At 45.5% G+C, this 16,400-nt stretch carries 14 protein-coding genes and 1 pseudogene; 4 read left to right on the top strand and 11 right to left on the bottom strand.

The annotated features are described in order from the left end of the window. Positions 1 to 142: 142 nt before the first annotated feature. From mtaB to EHQ17_RS05185, 7 genes are all read right to left on the bottom strand, one after another. Positions 143 to 1,456, bottom strand: coding sequence for a tRNA (N(6)-L-threonylcarbamoyladenosine(37)-C(2))-methylthiotransferase MtaB (mtaB, locus tag EHQ17_RS05215; protein ID WP_135591295.1), 1,314 nt, complete (start codon positions 1,454 to 1,456; stop codon positions 143 to 145). After that, positions 1,437 to 2,255, bottom strand: a complete 819-nt coding sequence (locus tag EHQ17_RS05210) for a tetratricopeptide repeat protein (RefSeq protein WP_135591293.1) — start codon at positions 2,253 to 2,255, stop codon at positions 1,437 to 1,439. Before EHQ17_RS05210 ends, mtaB begins: the two co-directional genes overlap by 20 nt. Continuing rightward, entirely contained in the window at positions 2,255 to 2,680 is a 426-nt protein-coding gene (locus tag EHQ17_RS05205) for a hypothetical protein (protein WP_135736150.1), read from the bottom strand. The genes EHQ17_RS05210 and EHQ17_RS05205 overlap by 1 nt, the downstream gene beginning before the upstream one ends. Before the next feature lie 2 nt (positions 2,681 to 2,682). Continuing rightward, positions 2,683 to 5,232 (bottom strand): ATP-dependent Clp protease ATP-binding subunit, encoded by a 2,550-nt coding sequence (locus EHQ17_RS05200; protein ID WP_135591528.1) that lies wholly within the window; start codon positions 5,230 to 5,232, stop codon positions 2,683 to 2,685. A gap of 139 nt (positions 5,233 to 5,371) precedes the next feature. After that, complete coding sequence (locus EHQ17_RS05195) at positions 5,372 to 6,160, bottom strand: ATP--guanido phosphotransferase (protein WP_135736149.1); 789 nt, start codon at positions 6,158 to 6,160, stop codon at positions 5,372 to 5,374. Between the two features lie 137 nt (positions 6,161 to 6,297). Then, positions 6,298 to 6,975, bottom strand: coding sequence for an ABC transporter ATP-binding protein (locus EHQ17_RS05190; RefSeq protein WP_135590059.1), 678 nt, complete (start codon positions 6,973 to 6,975; stop codon positions 6,298 to 6,300). Between the two features lies 1 nt (position 6,976). Beyond that, positions 6,977 to 8,350 (bottom strand): ABC transporter permease, encoded by a 1,374-nt coding sequence (locus EHQ17_RS05185; protein ID WP_135590060.1) that lies wholly within the window; start codon positions 8,348 to 8,350, stop codon positions 6,977 to 6,979. A gap of 124 nt (positions 8,351 to 8,474) precedes the next feature. On the opposite strand from EHQ17_RS05185, the gene EHQ17_RS05180 reads away from it, so the two are divergent. The 3 genes from EHQ17_RS05180 (at position 8,475) to EHQ17_RS05170 (ending at position 11,729) form a co-directional block, all read left to right on the top strand. Then, the gene (locus tag EHQ17_RS05180; RefSeq protein WP_135590061.1) at positions 8,475 to 9,500 is read left to right on the top strand and encodes a hypothetical protein; all 1,026 of its coding nucleotides are present in this window, start codon (positions 8,475 to 8,477) and stop codon (positions 9,498 to 9,500) included. 9 nt (positions 9,501 to 9,509) lie between these two features. After that, on the top strand, positions 9,510 to 10,517 hold the full coding sequence (locus EHQ17_RS05175; protein WP_167881149.1) for an LIC_10230 family protein: 1,008 nt from the start codon (positions 9,510 to 9,512) through the stop codon (positions 10,515 to 10,517). Positions 10,518 to 10,694: 177 nt separating this feature from the next. After that, positions 10,695 to 11,729 carry a tetratricopeptide repeat protein gene (locus tag EHQ17_RS05170; protein ID WP_167881150.1) on the top strand — a complete coding sequence of 345 codons (1,035 nt, stop codon included), beginning with the start codon at positions 10,695 to 10,697 and terminating at the stop codon, positions 11,727 to 11,729. Positions 11,730 to 11,846: 117 nt separating this feature from the next. Here EHQ17_RS05170 and EHQ17_RS05165 read toward each other — a convergent pair whose 3' ends face one another. The 4 genes and pseudogenes from EHQ17_RS05165 to EHQ17_RS05150 form a co-directional block, all read right to left on the bottom strand. Next, positions 11,847 to 12,077 (bottom strand): hypothetical protein, encoded by a 231-nt coding sequence (locus EHQ17_RS05165; RefSeq protein WP_135590063.1) that lies wholly within the window; start codon positions 12,075 to 12,077, stop codon positions 11,847 to 11,849. A 4-nt stretch (positions 12,078 to 12,081) separates the two neighbouring features. After that, positions 12,082 to 12,768 carry a toxin-antitoxin system YwqK family antitoxin gene (locus EHQ17_RS05160; RefSeq protein ID WP_167881151.1) on the bottom strand — a complete coding sequence of 229 codons (687 nt, stop codon included), beginning with the start codon at positions 12,766 to 12,768 and terminating at the stop codon, positions 12,082 to 12,084. Between the two features lie 106 nt (positions 12,769 to 12,874). After that, positions 12,875 to 13,381: pseudogene (locus EHQ17_RS20365) on the bottom strand (hypothetical protein); the annotation flags it as partial. Positions 13,382 to 13,718: 337 nt separating this feature from the next. Next, positions 13,719 to 14,495, bottom strand: a complete 777-nt coding sequence (locus EHQ17_RS05150) for a ParA family protein (RefSeq protein WP_135590066.1) — start codon at positions 14,493 to 14,495, stop codon at positions 13,719 to 13,721. Between the two features lie 119 nt (positions 14,496 to 14,614). On the opposite strand from EHQ17_RS05150, the gene gatB reads away from it, so the two are divergent. Next, complete coding sequence (gene gatB / locus EHQ17_RS05145) at positions 14,615 to 16,075, top strand: Asp-tRNA(Asn)/Glu-tRNA(Gln) amidotransferase subunit GatB (protein ID WP_135590067.1); 1,461 nt, start codon at positions 14,615 to 14,617, stop codon at positions 16,073 to 16,075. Positions 16,076 to 16,400: the final 325 nt, after the last annotated feature.

Here is a 16,400-nt window from a genome sequence, read left to right as displayed (position 1 = left end):
TCGACCGCTACAAGTATTTTAATGAAAAAAACAGACTCAAAGGTTAAGGTACGAGACGAAAGTAATCGAAAAAATTTATATACCTTCTCGAACATGCTTCCGGATTTTTTGGAAATTCTTTTCGTATTAAAAACGTTCTTTCTTATCTATAAACTCGGCCTTCGAAAGTTCCTTCCTTGTCGCCGCCTTCCCGATATTCCAAAAGCTGGACGTTCAAAAATTGTCCGACCTGGAGAGATTTCAATTCGGCTTCGCCCAATTTGACTTTGAGATAATTGTCGGTTACGGCCAGCCCGCCTTGTTCCAAGATCGCTTCCCGAACTTTACCGGTTTCCGCGATCGCATATCCTCGGTGCAATTCTCTGGATAACGCATTGAGTGCGTAAACCCTTTCTTTTTTCGTTTCCTTACTTACCGAATCCTGGAACGTTTCGGCTAACGTGTTCCTTCTTACCGAAAACGGAAACGCGTGAATTTTAGCAAATCCGAGATCGCGAACCGTCTTTACGCTTTCTTGAAACATTTCTTCGGTTTCTCCGGGAAAACCCACGATCACATCCGTTCCCAAAAACAGACCCGGAACCTTTTCCTTTGCGATTTCCACTCGTTTACGGAAGGTTTCCGGTGTATATGTGCGTTTCATTTTTTTTAGTATTTCGGCGCTTCCGCTCTGAAGAGGAATGTGCAGGAACGGGGTAAAACGGGGATGATTCATCAAATCCGCGAGCTCGTTTCCAACATCAGGAGGCTCGATGGAAGATATTCGAATTCTTGAATATTCTAAAATACTCAATATGTCGCCCAATATTTTAGTAAAGGCTTTTTTATTTTCTCCGTCGCGAAACCAACCTAGATTGACGCCGGTCAGGACGATTTCTCCGACGCCGTTATCCTGCAAAAAGCGGACCTGATCCAAAACGTCTTGATACTTACGACTGACTCCCAAACCGCGCGCCTGAGGAATCTTACAATACGAACATTTACGGTTACATCCGTCCTGAATTTTCAAATAAGCGCGCGTATGTCCGTTGGGTAAAACATCCGAATAAGAAAAACGATCGTAGATTTTTTCCGTAAGTTCGCGTTCTTCGATCAGTCCTTTCTTTTCCAGAATCATCGCCGGAAGTTTGGATTTTTCCGTATTTCCGACCACACCCGCGATTCCCGGAATCGCTTCGATGGATTCACGATCGGTTTCCGCGTAACATCCAGTGACCCAGATTTGGGAACCGGGAAATTTCTTGATCGCGTTGCGGATCGTGTTTCGATTTTTCGAATCTGCTTTGTTCGTTACGGTGCAGGTATTGATGATAACTACTTCCGGATGTTCCTCGGCTTCCGCGGAGCGATATCCATATTTTGTGAGAGAAGCAAACAACCCGTCGGACTCGAAAAAATTAAGCCGACATCCGAGCGTGTTGAATAATACCGTTTGTTCAACTATTGGAGAGAGCATTGAGTTTGGCTTCGATTCTTTTTAAGTTATCTTTGAAGTGGGAATTTTCAGGTTCTAGTTTAAGCGCGGATTCGATCTGTTCCTTTGCGGAATTGAGATAGTTTTTAGCGTTCGCGATTCTTCCCTTTTTATTTTCCTGGTTGGAGGCTTTTTCGTAAACGAGTGCGAGGTTGTTTAGGACGTTTGCGTTGTTCGGAACGAGAGAATTGGCCCATTTCAAACTTACTTCCGCTTTTTCGATGCTTCCGAGATAGTAATAAATCTGTCCTTCCAACACGAGAGGACGGTAGTCGTTCGAATCTTCCGCCTTCAACTTTTCAGTGATGCTAAGCGCGTCCCTTGCCTTTCCGTTGTAGAGAAGCGCGGTTCCGAACAATAGGCGAACGTCTTTGTTCCGCGGATTGAGTTCGTACGAACGCGCAATGATTTCCAAACCGTCGTCCTCTCTTCCGTTGTTCAAAAGATAACGTGCAAAATCAAGACTTACGGCCGGATCCCCGGGTTTTAACGACAAGGCCTCCGACCAATGCGTTCCGGCGGATTTGGTTCTTCCTAAAGCGTAATGACAATGGCCCGCCAAGTAATGCGATTCGTAGGAGCGACCACCCTTTTCGTGCAGGGTCCGTATGATTTCCAAAGACTTTTCGTAGTTCCGACCTTCGAATTCCTTCAAGGCGAGGGAATATTCCTGATTGGATTGTGCGGCCAAAGGGGCCAAGAGGGACAAATATAAACCTGCGATAAGTAGAAACACAAACTTTGAAAATCGATTTTGCATAATACGCTCTTTAAAATTCATTAGGCTGTCATGCTCATGGACTTTGCGTTGATGCAGTCGATGAGAGAATGAAACGGTTCCACCGGATCGATATAAACGATGATACTCGGATACCTTTGCATCAGAAAGTGTTCGATCTGTTCTTCGGAAATGATCGCTTGTTCTTCCATTTCGAGAACCGGCAATCCGTCGGAATTCCGGTAAATGGAATATTCTTCCTGACCTAAAAAATCGGTCAGAAGCATGTATCCGGAGCCGTAGTAAACCCCGCCTTGAAAGTAATACTTGTAAAATACCCGTACCTCGGGAAGAAATAAATCGGGATGAAAAACGCAGAGAGAAATTTTCTCGATCCCTGCAATGGTTCTGATTTTTCTCAGGTGAAACCAGATCTTCCGAATGAGAAGATAGGAAATCAGAATCAATACAGGGATGAGGATGGGCATCCTTAGACTAGGGCGATTTCTTCCGACCTTTCAGGATTACCGGAAGAATTGTCGTCTCCTCCAGCTTTCGGGTCGGCCGGTTTATAGTCCGTCCAAGGATTTTCCACGAACTCCATTTTACCTTCTTTGAAATCGATTTCGATCTTGGTCGGCTCCTTGTAGGCCCCTTTGAGGGTTTGCACCGCCATATGGTCTTCGAGTTCCCTTTGGAAAACCCTACGTAACGGTCTTGCACCGAACTTCTCGTCGTAACCGATATCCATGATATGGTCTTTCGCCGCCTGAGTGATGGAAACGTGGATGGCCTTTTCACGGAAGCGTTTGTTCGTGTCGATCACCATGATATCGATGATCGACATGATGTTTTCTTTCGTGAGAGATCCGAAGTAGATCACTTCGTCCACACGGTTCAGGAATTCAGGGTTGAAGTATTTTTTCAACTGATCGCGAGTCTGATCGGACTTGTATTTCAAAGCCTCGTCCTTACGATCCTCGAATCCCAGTCTTCCACCGGATTGAATTTCTTTCGCTCCGATATTGGAAGTCATGATGATGATCGTATCGCGGAAGTTTACTTTCCGGCCTTTCGTATCGGTCAAGTTTCCTTCTTCCATAATCTGAAGGAGAATATTGAAAATGTCGTGGTGCGCCTTTTCAATCTCATCCAAAAGAATGATAGAATACGGTCTTTTTCTGACGAACTCGGTCAATTGACCTCCGTCATCGTAACCTACGTAACCAGGAGGAGCTCCGATCAAACGGCTGACCGCGTGCGGTTCCATGTATTCGGACATATCCACACGAAGCATCGCGTCGTCGTTTCCGAAGAGGAAGTTTGCAAGAGCTTTTGCGAGCTCGGTCTTACCGACTCCCGTCGGTCCCAAGAAGATGAAAGATCCGGTAGGACGTCTTTCGCTCTTGAATCCGGTTCTCGCACGACGAACCGCTTTCGCGATTTTTTCGATCGCTTCTCCCTGACCGACGACGCGTTTTTTCAGTTCGTCTTCCAGCCTGAGAAGTTTGTCGGATTCGGATTCTTCCATTTTTTCCAAAGGAATTCCGGTCCATAATGAGATTACGGAAAGAATATCGTCTTCCTCGATGTTGACCGCGAAGTCTTCCATCTTCTCTTGCCAAGAACGGATCTTTTCTTCCATAGCCTGTTTTTTCCGGTTCACTTCGTCGCGAACTCCGGCGGCCTTTTCGTATTCTTGGGCGCGGACCAATTCTTCTTTTTTGGTCGCAAGAGATTTGATTTCCTCTTCGAGATCCTTGATCGTTTGAGGACGCGCGCAGTTCGCCAAACGCGCCTTCGCACCGGCCTCGTCGATGATATCGATCGCCTTATCCGGTAGATAACGATCGTTGATATATCTGTGAGAAAGTTTTACGGATTGTTCCAAAGCCTTGTCGGAGTATCTCACTTTGTGGTGAGCTTCGTACGCTTTTTTCAAACCTTGGAGAATCTGAATCGCGTCGTCTACGGAAGGTTCCGCCACTTTCACGACTTGGAATCTTCTTTCCAACGCGGAATCTTTTTCGATATACTTGCGGTATTCGGCGCTTGTGGTCGCTCCGATACACTGGAGTTCGCCCCTTGCAAGAGCGGGCTTAAGAATGTTCGCCGCATCGACGGCTCCTTCCGCGGCTCCGGCTCCGATCAACGTATGAAGCTCGTCGATAAAGATGATGATGTTCGTGGAGGAAGTGATTTCCTTCATGATCTTTTTCAGACGCTCTTCGAATTCTCCTCGATATTTAGTTCCCGCGATCAAGGACGCGAGATCCAAGGAAAGAACTCTCTTTTCGAACAACAGATCGGGAACGCTCTTCTCTACGATCGCAAGAGCGAGTCCTTCCACGATCGCGGTTTTACCGACTCCGGATTCTCCTACGAGAACGGGATTGTTCTTCGTCTTTCTGGAAAGAATTTGAATGACTCTTTGGATTTCGATCGCCCTTCCCACAACCGGATCCAATTTTTTATCTCTGGCGAGCTGCGTAAGATCGCGCGCGAATTCGTCCAGGATCGGAGTTTTGGTTTTTTCCTGCCGAGGTTGATTTCCCTGAGGACCGGATTGACTCGATGAACTTACCCCGACGGAACTGGTAGGAGGTGCGCCGAGCAAACGTAAAATTTCACTCTTTATAACATTATAATTTACGCTAAAAGAATAGAGCGCTCCGCCGGCGATGTTGTTGTTATCTCGAAGTAACGCGAGCAGAATGTGTTCCGTTCCGACGTAATTGTGTTTGAGGCGTTTCGCTTCCTCTTTCGAAAGCTCTATGATTTTTTGATATCGATCCTGACCGCCGGCCACGTCCATCAGAAGGGCGCCGGACGCTTCACGCGTTCTTCTTTCCACTTCTTTGCGAAGTTCGTTTAGGTTAATGTTGAGGTTGTTCAGGATTTTGATAGCGACCGAATCTTCTTCTTTCAGAAGACCGAGCAGGATGTGTTCCGGCCCGATATAATCGCTACCAAGACGCTTCGCCTCATCCTGAGCAATCTCGTTGATGACTCTTTTGGCTCTTTTAGTAAATTCCAGCATATCAGCGCCTTTGTGTTTTATTTGTAATGATTAGACTGAATTCGCTTCCAAATTCCCACCCGTAGGAGCCGGATCGGTACTTTAATTTAAGTATCGGAACGTTTTCAAAAAAGAAGCGGAAGTTAGCGGTAATTCCGGGCTAAAACCCCGACTTCACCTGTAAGGCTAAATAATAAACTAAATTTAAAAAGGAATTTTTTTGAGAAACGGCAAAATTTTTCAGATAAAAAACGACGAATTCGGATGAATTTTCAAGGTAGAATTCCAAAAAACCGGGAATTTTAAAGGAAGCGTTTTTTCGATTTTTCCAGATCCGCATCGATAACTTAAGACTGATTTTCGTCCCCAAACCGGCATTTGTAGGGCAGGAAGTGACATAATGCAGATTTGGATCAAAATCGAAAAATTCCGGATTTTCGAACTTTTTGATCGGAGGCGCCTCGATTTTGGAGAACAATTCCTCCAAAGAATCGGTAATGATTTCCCAGCGGAGATGATCCTCATCCCCGGTGAACAAATTTCCTTCCCCCCACGGAATTCGAGTCGGCCAGTTTGGTCCTTCGAGAAGCGCTGTGGGAACTCCTATTCCGTCGATCAGAAATGACTTGAGGACCGTGGTCGGAACTCCGGACGCAGTGGGATAGATTCTGCCGGCCAAATTTCTACCGATCCGAAATCGATAACTAAACGGAGGTTTGAGTTTTTCCAATTCCTTCCATTTTTCGGATTCGGAGAGGAACTCGAATCGGGACAAACGTTCCGCATCCTGCTTGTGCACGTATTGCGAGGAGAAAGCGAAACTTTGTTCTCTTACGTTCGCGGAATACTCTTTTCGGAATAGTTTCAGACAATGGATACAACCGATTTTACCCCGTTCGTTCCAGGTCTTTCGATCGGTTCCGCAGTATAAACAGGTTTCCGAAGTCATCGTCAGTGCATTGCCGTTCTAAAAGGTCGGAACTACGTATCAACCGATACAATTTTAAACGATGTTAGAGTTCCCACACAAGCGGGATTTCACGCGAACGTTTTGTCGGACCAAATATTAAAACGAAATTCCTTACTTTAGGAAATCGGCTGTAGTTTTCCGCCGGCCATTTGGTTTCGTTTATGCGCGAGCGAGGCCAACTCCATGTCATGCGTGACGATCACCATAGAAAAACGGAGCTCCTTTTGCAGTTCCAAAATGAGAGCCATTAGATTTCTGGAATTTTCACGATCCAAATTTCCGGTAGGTTCATCGGCAAGGACCAATTTTTTTCCCGCGACGAGAGCCCTCGCTACGCCCACACGCGCACTTTCCCCTCCGGATAACTGAGAAGGGAAGTTGTCGTGACGATCCTTGAGACCGACACGATCCAACATTTCGACGGACATCTGCTTCGCCTTACCGGGATGAACTCCGTTGATGAGTAAAGGAATACTGACGTTTTCCAAAGCCGTGAAATCCGGAAGCAAAAGGTGATGTTGAAATATGAACGAAACCTTTTCCGCTCTGAACTTCTCCTTTCCGGTTTCGGAGATATTTTCCAAAGGAACCCCGCACACGTTCACGGTTCCCGTATCGAAGGAATCCATTGAGCCGAGAATATTCAATAAAGTTGATTTACCGATTCCCGATTTACCTTCCACGGAAACGATCTCCCCTTCCTCCACGGTCAAATCGAGGTGATCCAGAATCTTAAATTCCTTATCCAGAATATGATAATTTTTTACGAGATTGTTTACTTGTATGAGACTCACGTTAGTCGTTCCTTATCGTATCGACGGGATTTAGGCCCGCAGCCCATCGCGCGGGAAAATATCCGGCGATTCCGGAAAGAATGGTGGCCGCCGTGGTAACCATAAAGATGAACGAAATATCTATATCCACCGGAATGTGATCGAAATAATATACGTCCTTGGGAACCAGTTCCACGTTGGTCCACTCCGAACGGTAAAAATAAAATCCCACCATATTGATCATTTCGGATAACGCGTTGACGATCGTCTCTAAGTTGCTCGCGATAAAAATCCCGGAAACTCCGCCGACCAAGGACGCCAGAATTCCGACCACCATGGCGTTTAGTGTAAAGATGAGTAGGATTCCCGAAGAAGGAAGTCCCAACGCCTTCAATACGCCGATCGATTTCCGTTTAGCGCGGACGAGACTGTAAACGCTCGCGACCATTCCCAAAGCGGCGAGAATGATAAATAAGAAAACTATAATAGAGATGATCGTCTTTTCCAGTTTTAACGCGGTGAAAAAATTCTCCTGTTCTTCCGCGATCGTTCTAACTCCGAAGGAGGCTGGATAACCGATCATAGTTTCGAATTCCGGATCCCGGAATTCCTTGAGGATCTCGCGTTTACAATTTTGAAGATCGTCCAGGGATTTAACTTTGATGGCGATCTGATTGACGGAATCCTTTAAGCTAAAGAACCGCTGTGCGACGGGCAATGAAAGAAAAACGTAATGTGTATCGTAGTTATAATAACCGGTCTTAAAAAAACCCACGGTTCGAAACGTTTTGATCGAAACGTCCACTCCCTTTCCCAAGGAAAATCTACCACCCGGAACGGCCATCGTCAAATTGGCCCCCAGATCGAAACCGTAAAGCCCGGCCATCTCCTTTCCGATCAGAACCTGATTTTCGGAATTGTATCGAACGATCTCTTCCCGATTGTGATGAACGATTCGTGGAAAGTTGGGAAGTTTGTTTCCGATCAAGTCTTGGATGTCTTCCACTGGAAGAGCTCTAACCATAATAGGTATGAAAGAGTTGCTGTTCTGAATCAAACCGTGACTCGTGATACTTCCGCCGACCGAAACGATCCTCTCGTTCAAGTATTGATTTCTACGAAGCCATTCGATTACCTTATTATAGTTTCGTATTTCACCTGAATCGAAATTATTTTCGATCGTGATATGAGGCCCGCCTTGCCACAACGATTCCTTCACCTGTCTTTGAAAACCGTTGAAGATGGACAAGACTACGATCAGCAACGAAACTCCGACCGCCATAACGATAAACGAAAGTCTGGACTTTAAAGAAAGGAGACCTGCAACCCGGGACCCCCGAATGTATCGGGAAGTTACCAGAAATATCAAAGAACCCCGGAACAAATTTGACTTCATCAAAAAACTCTTAAAATTGGAAGGGAAAATCTTCCTTAGTTTGACAATTCTCCGAATCCAAAGCAGAATGTCAAAAATAAAGAAGAAAGTTTCGCATACGGAGCCTTCTTAAGTTAAAAATAACATGAGCTCCAATCAAGTCTGTTCGTTTCAGTTCGTATCCAGCGATTCCGTCTCTTCCATTTACATTCTCTTTACGGGAGTCATCGATCTTCAGCAGACCAAGATCGATCGATTGGAATTGATCGCCGTCGGACAACCGGAGAACATTTCCCCCATTCGATTGTCGATATCGACTTACAAGGATGTGGTGAACCTTTGTCAGAAGCTGAAATACGAAGGTAAACAATTAAAAAACCTCACGAATAAATTGACCGAGCTGTTTCAAAGTAACGGAAAGTCCGACGACTTTATGGAACAGATCATGCACTACATGAAAAACAAGGATAAGGAAAAAATTTCTTATCTACTCAATCAAGTCATCAACCAAGCCGCGGGAAATTCCAAACCAGACATTCAAATTCATTACGCGATTCTGGACCGCGACCGTTTGGAAGAGGAAAGTCAAAGTTTCGCCGCACCCACTTCGAACTCGACCGCCTCTGAAGAATCGAATTCCCGTTTCGACGACGAGGATCTTCCTTCCTTGGAATCTTCTTCCGAGTCGTATCGTTCCGCCGAACCGGTGGACAACTTTATTCCCGCCGGTGCAAAAGTTATCCCGATGAAATACGTCCTTTCGCCCGTTTCCGGTGTTCAAATCAACGCACTCAAGCCGGGTGACAAGATTATGATTCAATTGTTGAAAGCGGATGCTTCTTCCCAAAGTATCATCGAGTCGATGAAACTGGAAACTCCCGAAGGACAGGTCCGTTCCGTTCCGGGAACGGTCGTCACTTCTAAAAACAACGGAGTGGAAAACGAAACCCTGATTCAAATCGGTGCGGACGTATTCGGAAAAATTTACGAAGAGGAAAACTCCATCAAGGTCAAACCGTACACCGGAGAAAAACCGATCCAAACTTCCACCGCGGGAAAAGCTCCCGTAAAAAATCAGTCTTCGGAAGATTCAGGGCTTTTGATCACGATATTGATCGCCTTCGGAATTTTGGGAATCGCGATGACCGCCATTTTCGTATTTCTACTGTGATTTAAAATTATGAAGATCTTAATTTCAAAAATTCTCCCGTTTCTCATCCTCGTTTTCTGCGTTTTAAACATCTCCGTCGAACCGATCTTTTACGACCCGAGGGACGCGGACGCGTTAGACGCCTTGTTGGAAGGTTCGGGAAGAGAACTAGAGCCGCAATGGGGTATCGAAAGAGGATTGATTTCCAAAATCCGCTTAACCACCAAAGTTTTGGAAGAGTTGAACGAAAAATCCATTCCTGCGGACGCCCAACTGGAAGCCACGGTGGATCGGACGAACAGAATCCTTCTCGGGCAAAAGAGCATGTTATTTATTTACGGATTTCTAATATTCTTATCCGTAACAGCGTTTTTCAGCATTTACTACAGGGCTTGGTTTTACGTGTTTTTAAACCGAAGTCTTTATGCGATTTCGATTCTTCCGGTTTTGATGTCACTGCAACATCCTTTGCGGAGCGTTCCTCAAACTCCGGTAATCGGGTCGATCGTATCGATTTTCCTGTTCGGTTTAACGGGCATTCTAATCTATATGTTTTTTGCGATTCCGGGCGTTTACGGAAGAACGGCGGAAAGATTTTCCGTATTAAAAAATGCGCAAGACGGGGAAGAAGGCGAATTTCAATCCTCCGCTTCCTCCTCGAAAATATCCTGGCTTCCGATTTTATTTCACTTCGCGGCGATCATGATAGCGGGAATTCTGCTCGGAAACCTGGTCTACATCCCCGTCTTTCTCCTTCAAAAACACTATTCCTTCGAATTCGGAATCCTTCTTTTGGTGATGATCGTGTTTCTCATGTTCTTTTACATCAGGAATTATTTCAGAATGGGCAAAAGCGAAGAGTTGACTCCCGCAGGCAACATTACGCTTTCCTTAAGTTATCTTCAGTTTAGAATCATACGCAACGTTATCTTCATAGGTTTTTCCGTTTTCGGCGTGATTCTTTTCGTAGTCTTGTTGTTTACGATCCTTTCCATGAATACTTGGGTGTTGGATTTCACCGCCGCAAAAGGAATCTGATCGGACACATTTCCGATACGATATGTTGAAAAAGTTTCCGGACCGATTTCTATAAAACGAGGATAACCGATGAGGAACAAAACGTTCATTCTGATTCTTGCGTTTTTTTTTCTCTTCCGATGTTCGATTCAGAAAAGAAAAGACGAAACTTTGTCGAAATCTTACCGAACCGTTCCGATGACGGAAATATTCCGAAAAACCGCCGATTATGAAAAATTAAGCGGATCGGGAATCGGGATCTATTTCGAATTCTACAAACTGAACTTGGACGTACCGGAAACTTTTTCGGAGATATCCGACTTGGATAAAACGTTTTTGAATTCCGGTTTTGCGAAAATAAAATCGCTGCCCGGTTTTTACACGGAACAATTCACACACGAAATCGAATTCAGAAAAGACCCCGAAAAACTCAAAATTTTCGTATCTAAAGACCTACTTCCCCTTTTAAAAAACAGAGCGGGGAAAAAGGACGTTCCGGTGAATACTATATTCGCGTTTTATAATACGTCCGACAAAACGAACTATCTCCTCTTGGACGGAATCGAGGACCAATTCAGCGAAGAATCCTTCAAATATCATTCGTACGACTTTTATATGAGAAAGGGAATCGAAAATAATAAAATCGGAAACTACGTCGAGGCGATCAAAAGTTTCGACAAGGTAGTGGAAGCGGTACCCGATGCGGAATTCGCGTATTACAATCGGGGAAATTCGTACAACTTCCTGCAAAATTTCGATAAAGCGATCGAAAGTTATACGAAGGCGATCGAGATCGATCGAAAATTCCATCTTGCTTACATGAATCGCGCCTTAGTGCGCAAAAATTTGGGACAATACGAACAGGCTTTGACCGATATCGAAAAGACCGTGGAACTTTCCCCCGCCTTTCACGACGGATATTACAACAAAGGCCTGATCCTTCATTTCCTCAAACGATACGAGGAAAGCAACGCAAACTTTAAAAAGGCTTATTCGCTTAACAAATCGAATCACGACTCTTTGATCATGATAGCCGTCTCAGCACAAAACAAAAACGATAATAAGGAAGCGATCGAATATTCGAACAGATACATATCGATTTATCCTAAGAGCGGGGCCGCTTTTTATATCCGCGGATTTTCTCACATTGCCGAAGGTGATAAGTCCAGAGGTTGCGCCGATCTGGCAAAAGCGAAGAACTTAGGATACAACGAGGCCGAGGTTTGTCGTTAAAGGGATTTTACGTTTTTGGAATACGAAAAAAACGGAGCAAATCCAAAACCTTCAAGAAATAGGAATCGAAACGGATTCTTTCCCAAGTTCCAGTTGCCGTCCTTATCGTATAAACCGTTAAACCGCCGGCTGTCCGAAATATACGTTCAAAACGACGATCAAGATTATGTGAAGGCCGGCGCAGACGGAATATAGGTTCGGATTTAAAAATTCACGATAGGCGCGAAACAAACCGAGGTGCACGATACAAAACGCGGAAAATAAAATCCAAAGATTGGAAACGGTCAAGGAAAAATAAATTCCCACGTAAACCGTAATCGCGAAAAAAATCCATACCGAGAACTTCACAAAATCACCGTTTGACGATGATCTTCTTGGATTGGCAGACGGTCTCGGCCCCTTTTTTAATTTCGCAGTTGTGGGTTCCGTCCGGCAAATAAGTCGTTCGTGAAATTAAACCCCCGTTGTCGTCGTAAACCTCGATGGCTTCCGTTTTATGAGTCGGATAATAATAAAACCAAGATCGGATCTTACGGCCCATCTTATAATAACCGGTGTATTCCAGTTCACCGTCCGGAAAATATTTCTGCCATAGGTCGTTTCGATATCCTTCCGAATATTTCCCCTTCAACTCGACCTGACCGTTCTGATAAAAACGTTCGTACGGTCCGTCTTCGTTGCCTTCGTCTCCGCTCATCATCACTTCCGGTTTACGCGGACCGTTTCCGTAATTTTGACGGATATAAACCTTACCGTCGTCGAATCTCCAGACCCAGGTTCCTCTACGAACCGAATTGTCCAATTTTCCTTCCGCCAAAACCCGTCCGTCATACTTGGAAAAAATTCTGCAAAGACCGTGATCCAGGCCGAGCTCGTTGATCGTACAATCCTGATAGATATTTCCGTTGTCGTAATAAATTCTCCGGCGACCCGTCTCGGTCAGGACGTAGGAATTGAAATTTTTATCGAATTTCGCCCCTTCCGGAATATTGGCAGGTCTCGGCTCCTTTACACAACCGATCGAAAAAAGAAGAACCAAAAAAAAACAAAACGCGCGGCATACACACGCGACTTCCTTTCGGAGAATTGAACTTGGAGCGCTTTTGAAATACATTACTATTTTGGAATATAAGAATTATCGGATATTAATCGATCGTGAACTTTTTAGTCACGAGAAGTTCGCCGTCTTCGTCCCGGATTTCCACCTCGTAAGCGCCCTGCTGATCGAAAAAAGTGTCGTCGTAATAGGTCTGGAATTTTTCGAAAGTCTTGCGGAAGTCCTTTTCCTGTACGGAAAATTCCTCTTTTCCGCCGTCAGTCCGATAAATGGTGAGTCGTACCTTCTTGGGAGTGGACCAACCCTTTTTATAATAGATAAAGAAATCCTGTCCGTGAGAAAAATGATATTCCTTTTGGGAACTCATACCCGAAACCTTTTCCGGAGTCATCTTATCTATGTCCATATAGATTTCGTGTTTGGCGGGCCAGAAAAACCAAATCGCGAGCGCGATCAAAACGGCTCCGGCGATCTTCAAAAGTCGAGAGGACCCTTCTCTCTCCGGGGTTTCCGGTCTGGTATAATCTTCCAATCTCATGACACTGCTTATCCTGCGGAGGTGGTTCTTTTTGGGCAAATGTTTTTCCTCTTCCCTTTCGAAAGAGGAAAAATTCCCGGTGGAAGTCGATGTCGCTGGATTCGAGTCGATGGAATCCGAGTTTTTTCTAAACCCGAACTCCTCGTTTTTCAAAGGAGAATCCGGGATCGAATCGTTCTTTCCGGATGACTCCGGAGAAGTTTTTCCCATCGAAATCCGATCCTGTTCTTGGGAAACGATCGAGGATTCGTTTTCGGAATCCGTTTCTTTCAAGGTTGTGAAAACCTCGTCCGTCGATTCGGAAGAAGTCGAAGAAGTCGGGGATTCGTTTGCAGATTCACCGCCCAGGGTTTTTCTGACGTGGGCGCCGGCCGCCCGTTTGAGAAGATCCTTTTTAGCCAAGGGCCAAAACCTCCTCCACAAAACCTTGATACGATTTGGCCGCCTTGCCCTTGGGTTGATATTCGTATAACGTCTGTTTGAGCATGTGCGCTTCTTCCACACTTACAGAAGGAGGAATTCGTGAAGAAAATAATTTCAAGTAAGGTTCGATCATCGGTTCCAAAGTCTGCGAAAGAGTGGTCCTCGGATTGAACATCGTCAACAGCGCGCCTAAAACCTTTAAGGAAGGATTAAAACGTTTTACGGTATTCTTATGCGCTTCCAAGATCGCTTCGATTCCGTCCAAAGAAAATTTGGAAACCTGTAAAGGAACGAGCAACCCCGTGGAAGCGACGAACGCGTTGAGTGTGATCATGGAAAGGCTCGGAGGACAATCGATCACGACGTAATCGAATTCGTCTTTGATCGTATCCAACGAATCTCTCAAATGAAAAAAACCGTCCATCTTTCCGGACAACATCACGTCCACTTCCGCAAGAGAAGGATGGGAAGCGCCGATCTTCAAACCGGAAAGCCGGCTCGAATACAAAACCTCGTTCGGATTTCCGCCGTCCCTAAAAATACGATACACGCTTTTGTCCCGTCCCGAATCCGGATCGGAATTCGTAAATCCGCCTTCCGGAAAAACCGAAGTCGCGTTTCCCTGCGCGTCCAGATCCAAAAGAATGACACGTTCTCCCTTCCGCGCCAACCCGAAGGCAAGATGAACCGCGGTGGTCGTTTTTCCCACCCCGCCTTTTTGGTTCGCTATGCAGAGGATCTGTTTCATAAAAAATCCGTTGCCCGTAAATTCCGCTTTCCCGAGACTACATTTAGAGATCGTTATCCGCGGATTAGGGATAAAATCCCCGATCGGTTCGGGATGACAATCCGGAAAAGGAGACTCAGTTGGCAGAATTTGAAACGATCATCGGATTGGAAGTACACGCGCAGCTCAACACGGAATCGAAAATATTCTCTACCAGCGCGACCAAGTTCGGAGCGGCTCCCAACTCTCAAACCAATCCGGTTTGTTTAGGACTTCCCGGAGCGCTTCCCGTGCTCAACGAACTGGCTTTGGAAAAGGCGATCATGGCGGGACTTGCGTTCGGTTGTAACATCACGCTTTTGACCAAATTCGACAGAAAAAATTATTTCTATCCGGATCTTCCCAAAGGATATCAAATCTCCCAGTTCGACAAACCGATCTGCACCGGAGGAGGAGTTACCTTTACGATCAAAGGCGAAGACTCGCCGCGTTTCGTTCGACTCACTCGAATCCATATGGAAGAGGATGCGGGCAAATTGATCCATTCGGCGGACCCGAACGTTCCTCAATCGTATGTCGATTTAAACCGGGCGGGAACTCCCTTGATCGAGATCGTCTCGGAGCCGGATATGCGATCCTCGGACGAAGCGTATTATTATCTCAATTCGCTCAAAGCCGTCCTGAAATACATCCGCGTTTCCGATTGCAATATGGAAGAAGGTTCTCTTCGTTGCGACGCGAACGTATCGATCCGCCCCAAAGGTTCGGATAAATTCGGGACCAGAGTGGAAATCAAAAACCTCAACTCGTTCAAAGCCGTTAAAGCGGCGATCGACTACGAGGTGGAATGGCAAACCGAAATGGCTCTCGAAGGAAAAACGTTTCAACAACAGACAAAACTTTGGGATTCGGTCGCCAACAAAACCGTTACGATGCGAACCAAGGAAATGAGCCACGACTACCGCTACTTTCCCGACCCCGATCTTCCCGTGATCGTACTGAAACAAGAAACCGTAGACGAAATCCGGACAAAACTTCCGGAGCTTCCCAACGAAAGAAAAAACCGTTTCGTGGAAAAACTCGGACTTCCAAAATACGACGCGGAAGTTTTGACCTCCGAACGCGAAATCGCGGATTATTTCGAGGACGCTCTGAAAGTCTCCGGCGACGCCAAAAAAACCTCCAACTGGGTGAAGGACGAAGTACTCGGAATCGTAAACAAAGAGAGCATTACGATTTCCGAATTTTCCGTTTCCGCACAAAGGTTGGGCGGACTCGTAAAACTGATCGCAGACGGAAAAATTTCGGGTAAAATCGCAAAGACCGTGTTCGAAGAACTTCTCGCTAGCGACAAGGACGCGGAAACGATCGTAACCGAAAAAAATCTGATCGTAGTTCGGGACGACAAAGAAATCGAAAGAATCGTGGACGAAGCCATCGCCAACAACGAAGACGCGGTGACCAAATACAAAAGCGGAAAGGATCGCGCGTTAGGCGCCATCGTCGGCTACGTAATGAAGGTTTCCAAAGGGAAAGCGGATCCGGAACTCGTAAACCAGATGTTATTGGACAAACTCGGTCCGTTGCCGCCGAAAAGCTGAATGAAAAACGATATCGATTTCCGAGAACCAAAAACTTGGAAATAAATTTTATCCTTTTCTAAACCGAAATCGTTTCCGTTTCGATGCGCTTTCGGAGCGATCCCGGAAATACGAATTCTTTCTTGGCACGGGAAACCGCATTCGAAAGGACGAGAAATCGGACGAAACCAAATGGAAAAAAATAAAACCGTTTCGGATTCGTAAATTCGATCGAATCAACGGGTCGGATCGTTTGGCCGCGGGTTTTTTCATCAAAATCCGCGCTTCCCTTTTCCGAAGAAGTTAAAAAAATTCTCCTATAAATCCGTACTCCGAATTTGGTCTA

Source organism: Leptospira gomenensis (assembly GCF_004770155.1).
Lineage (GTDB): Bacteria > Spirochaetota > Leptospiria > Leptospirales > Leptospiraceae > Leptospira > Leptospira gomenensis.
This window is presented reverse-complemented; position numbering and strand designations above follow the sequence as displayed.

Bases quoted from the DNA above. Each gene is read 5' to 3' on its own strand.
- mtaB (WP_135591295.1), bottom strand. From the start codon at position 1,456: ATGCTCTCTCCAATAGTTGAACAAACGGTATTATTCAACACGCTCGGA.
- EHQ17_RS05210 (WP_135591293.1), bottom strand. From the start codon at position 2,255: ATGAATTTTAAAGAGCGTATTATGCAAAATCGATTTTCAAAGTTTGTG.
- EHQ17_RS05205 (WP_135736150.1), bottom strand. From the start codon at position 2,680: ATGCCCATCCTCATCCCTGTATTGATTCTGATTTCCTATCTTCTCATT.
- EHQ17_RS05200 (WP_135591528.1), bottom strand. From the start codon at position 5,232: ATGCTGGAATTTACTAAAAGAGCCAAAAGAGTCATCAACGAGATTGCT.
- EHQ17_RS05195 (WP_135736149.1), bottom strand. From the start codon at position 6,160: ATGACTTCGGAAACCTGTTTATACTGCGGAACCGATCGAAAGACCTGG.
- EHQ17_RS05185 (WP_135590060.1), bottom strand. From the start codon at position 8,350: ATGAAGTCAAATTTGTTCCGGGGTTCTTTGATATTTCTGGTAACTTCC.
- EHQ17_RS05180 (WP_135590061.1), top strand. From the start codon at position 8,475: ATGAGCTCCAATCAAGTCTGTTCGTTTCAGTTCGTATCCAGCGATTCC.
- EHQ17_RS05175 (WP_167881149.1), top strand. From the start codon at position 9,510: ATGAAGATCTTAATTTCAAAAATTCTCCCGTTTCTCATCCTCGTTTTC.
- EHQ17_RS05170 (WP_167881150.1), top strand. From the start codon at position 10,695: ATGACGGAAATATTCCGAAAAACCGCCGATTATGAAAAATTAAGCGGA.
- EHQ17_RS05150 (WP_135590066.1), bottom strand. From the start codon at position 14,495: ATGAAACAGATCCTCTGCATAGCGAACCAAAAAGGCGGGGTGGGAAAA.